The organism is Curtobacterium sp. 22159, assembly GCF_052045775.1.
Lineage (GTDB): Bacteria > Actinomycetota > Actinomycetes > Actinomycetales > Microbacteriaceae > Curtobacterium.
This window is the reverse complement of sequence record NZ_JBQEPN010000007.1, coordinates 1-3,871: the sequence shown is the minus strand read 5'-3', so window position 1 is coordinate 3,871 and position 3,871 is coordinate 1. Positions and strand designations below refer to the sequence as shown.

The 3,871-nt window shown below is 72.2% G+C and carries 4 protein-coding genes; 3 read left to right on the top strand and 1 reads right to left on the bottom strand.

Going from position 1 to position 3,871, the window contains the following annotated elements:
• Positions 1 to 323, bottom strand: a 323-nt coding sequence (locus ACTJKO_RS09525) for a GntR family transcriptional regulator (RefSeq protein WP_440688033.1), incomplete at its 3' end; no start/stop codon positions are given.
• A gap of 21 nt (positions 324 to 344) precedes the next feature.
• Here ACTJKO_RS09525 and ACTJKO_RS09520 point away from each other — a divergent pair.
• The 3 genes from ACTJKO_RS09520 to rlmN all read left to right on the top strand — a co-directional run bounded on the left by ACTJKO_RS09520 (position 345) and on the right by rlmN (position 3,560).
• Complete coding sequence (locus ACTJKO_RS09520) at positions 345 to 1,121, top strand: pyridoxamine 5'-phosphate oxidase family protein (RefSeq protein ID WP_440688031.1); 777 nt, start codon at positions 345 to 347, stop codon at positions 1,119 to 1,121.
• Positions 1,122 to 1,281: 160 nt separating this feature from the next.
• A complete protein-coding gene (locus ACTJKO_RS09515) occupies positions 1,282 to 2,241 on the top strand; it encodes a C40 family peptidase (protein WP_440688029.1) in 960 nt (319 codons plus the stop codon).
• A gap of 86 nt (positions 2,242 to 2,327) precedes the next feature.
• A complete protein-coding gene (rlmN, locus tag ACTJKO_RS09510) occupies positions 2,328 to 3,560 on the top strand; it encodes a 23S rRNA (adenine(2503)-C(2))-methyltransferase RlmN (RefSeq protein ID WP_440688027.1) in 1,233 nt (410 codons plus the stop codon).
• The last annotated feature ends 311 nt before the right edge of the window (positions 3,561 to 3,871 follow it).

Sequence of the window (3,871 nt, the reverse complement as noted above, 5' to 3'; positions counted from 1 at the left end):
GGTCCCGCCGCGCCGGGTCCCGCCGCGCCGCGTCCCGCAGCACCGTCGCCGCCCGACGGCACCCCCGCTTCCACCCGCGCCGCTGCTCCCTGCCGCGTCCGGATCCACCCCTCGCCGTCGAGCTGCTCGTACGCCGCGACGACCGTCCCGCGCGCCACCCCGAGCTCCGCCGCGAGCGCTCGGGTCGACGGCAGTGCGTCCCCGGCGGCGAGCGTGCCGTCCCGGATCATCCCGCGCACCCGCGCGACGACCACCGCTGACTTCCCCCGGTCCGGCAACTGGTCCACCCGAGTCCCACCGATCTGGTCCACCGACCGGACCACCTGCGACCCTAGCGTTGCCGCATGCGCACCACGAGCCTCCCGTCCGACCCGACAGAGCCGACCGACGCGACCGACGCGGACCCGGCGACTCCGTCCCTCGCCGTCCGCCGCCTCCGCGACCGCCAGTCCCACGACCCGGCCGACCTCCTCGCGATCCTCGCCGAGGGCATCGTCGCCCACGTCGGCTTCGTGCGCGGAGGCCACCCGATCGTCCTCCCGTTCCTCTGCGGCGTGGGCGACCTGGGCGCCGGCCCCGTCCTGCTGCTCCACGGCTCGACGGGAGGCGGCCTGTTCCTCGACGCCGGCACCACCGGCGTCCCGGTCTCCGCGACGGTGACGCACGTCGACGGACTCGTGTTCGCCCGCTCGACGTTCGACAGCTCCGCGAACTACCGCAGCGCGATGATCGTGGGCAACGCGACGGTGGTCCCCGAGGCCCTCCGTCCCGAAGCGCTCCGGCAGGTCGCCGACCACCTCATGCCCGGCCGCCGGGCCGAGGTGCGCGAGATGACGGCGAAGGAGGTCCGCGCCACCCACGTCCTCCAGCTCCCGCTCGACCGGGCGAGCGTGAAGATCCGCGCGGCGGGCGTCGGCGAGGCCGTCGACGACGGCGAGGACCACACCGTCTGGGCGGGCGTGCTGCCGCTCGCGGTCCGTGCGGGGACGCCGGTACCGGGGGACATCTCGGGGGACGCACCGGTCGACCGATCGGTCGTCGCGCTGGCGGCTCGACTGGACGACCTGGCGGCCGGACGGGAGGCGCGGATCGCCGCCCTCATGCGGCAGACACCCGCCTGATGGCCGGTTCTGAGCATCCTGCGAGGAGGAGCCGAGCCTGTGATGACCTGCAGGAACCCACCGGGTCCACCCAGCGGAGACCAGGTTCGTGACCAATACGTTATCTTCCCGAGTCACCTCGTCATCTGCTCGGGTCGGCTCGTCCGACCCGGAAGGAACCATGGGACGCCACGCACTCCCCGCAGCACCCGACGGCGCAGCTGCCGTCACCACCGGCACCGGTGGAGCTGCCCCCTCCGTCCGTTCCGCGGCTCTCGACAGCGAGGTCCGTCGCCCGCGTGGCCGTCGCTCCGCCTTCGGGCCGGCCGTGGCCCGCTCGACCTTCGTGGAGCACACCAAGCCGGCGCGCACCGTGTCGCTGTCCCCGGAACGGCCGGTCGCGTCGAACGCCGTCGCAGGTGCCGCGGTCCTCAGCCGTTCGGCGGCGCTCCGGGCCGAGCGTGCCGCCGACCCGCGCCACGTCCGCCGGGCCGCGAACGCCAAGCGTGCGGCGATCCTCCTCGCACCGGCCCTCGCCGTGACCTCGAGCCTGACCCTCGCCGTCCCCGCGAACGCCGCGACCCCGTCCACCGACGCACACCACGGCACGACGACGTCGCAGCACACGCAGACGTACACCGTCGCCCGGGACGTCCAGGTGCCCGTCGTGTCCACCGACGGCATGACCACCACCACGACGATCGTGTCCTACCCGACGATCGTCACGAAGTTCGGCGTGAGCACGCAGCAGGCCGAGGACGCGATCTCCAAGGTCCTCTCCGCCGGGGGCGACCGGGCGACGGTCGTGTCGACGGCCCTGCAGTACATGGGCGACCCCTACGTCGAGGGCGGTGCGAGCCACGAGGGCATCGACTGCTCCGGCCTGACGATGGTGGCGTACGCCGCCGTGGGGATCCCGCTCGTGCACTACGTCCCGACGCAGGACGCCGCCGCCACGACGATCCCGGAGTCCGAGGCGAAGCCCGGCGACCTCGTCGTGTACGACAACGAGGACCACGTCGGCATCTTCCTCGGCGACGGCCTCGTGCTGCAGGCTCCGCACCCGGGAGCGGTCGTCGACATCGTCCCGATGTACGCGGCGGCGCACCACTTCGCGCGCGTCCTGCCCGCCGGCAGCTGACGGCGACGACCCCGTCCGGGAGGCGACCCGCAGGACCGCGCTCCGTGCGTCCTGCACGCACCACGCGCCTCCCGTAAACTGGCGTGATGGCCACCGAGACCCGCACCCCCTTCGAAGCGCAGCGCTCCGCTCGTCCGCAGGTGCGCCCGCGCACCGAGGGCTGGACCCAGGCGCAGGACTCGGAGGGGCGACCGCTCCTGCAGTTCGCGTCCCCGAAGCGGGGCAAGCCGCCCGTGCACCTCGCCGACCTCACGGTCGAGGAACGCGTGGCGAAGGTCAAGGAGCTCGGCCTGCCCGGGTTCCGCGCGAAGCAGCTCTCGACGCACTACTTCACGCACTACACGTCCGACCCGGCCCAGATGACCGACCTGCCGGCAGCGCAGCGCGACGAACTCGTCGCGGGCATGCTGCCGCCGCTCCTCACCGAGACCCGGCGTCTCGAGACGGACAAGGGCGACACGATCAAGTTCCTCTGGAAGCTGCACGACGGCGCGCTCGTCGAGTCGGTGCTGATGCGGTACCCGGGGCGCATCACGCTCTGCGTCTCGTCCCAGGCCGGCTGCGGCATGAACTGCCCGTTCTGCGCGACCGGGCAGCAGGGGCTCACCCGCAACATGTCCACGGCGGAGATCATCGAGCAGATCGTCCGGGCGAACGCCGCGATCGCTGCCGGGGAGCTCGGCGGTGACCCGCGCAAGGGCGGGAAGGACCGCGTCGACGCCGAACGCGTGACGAACATCGTGTTCATGGGCATGGGGGAGCCCCTGGCGAACTACAAGCGGGTGATGGACGCCGTCCGGACCATGATCGCCCCGCAGCCCCACGGGCTCGGCATGAGCGCGCGTGGCATCACGGTGTCGACCGTCGGGCTGGTCCCCGCGATCAACAAGCTCGCGGACGAGGACATCCCGATCACCTTCGCGCTCTCCCTGCACGCGCCCGACGACGAACTCCGTGACGAGCTCATCCCGGTGAACTCCCGCTGGAAGGCCGACGAGGCGATCGACGCGGCCCACAACTACTTCGTGAAGACGGGCCGTCGGGTCTCGATCGAGTACGCCCTCATCAAGGACATGAACGACCACGCGTGGCGTGCCGACCTGCTCGCCGAGAAGCTCAACAAGCGCGGCAAGGGGTGGGTGCACGTCAATCCGATCCCGCTCAACCCGACGCCCGGCTCGGTGTGGACGTCGTCCGAGGTGCACGTGCAGGACGAGTTCGTCCGGCGGCTCAACGCCGCCGGCATCCCGACGACCCTGCGCGACACCCGCGGCAAGGAGATCGACGGCGCCTGCGGCCAGTTGGCTGCGGCCGAGTAGCCGATCGGTTCGGTCATGCCAGGAGGCGCGGTGCGGGTTCGCACCGCGCCTTCCGTCGTCTCGGCGGTCGTCCTCGGCTCGCTCCGGGCGTCTCGATCCGCGTGCTTCCGGGCTTCTCCGGGCCGACACGCCCGGGATGCGGGCCCGGTTGGTGCTCCCGTTCACCTCTGCGTAAAGTAATCACTCGTTGCCGCTAGGCGGAGAACGGAACGGCCGGAACGGTCGCCTCCGAGTCTCGCCCGGGCAACGAAACCAGCCTCTCTGACGACGTCCGCTGATCGCGGTCGGAGTGGGGAGTGCGTCTGGTCCTT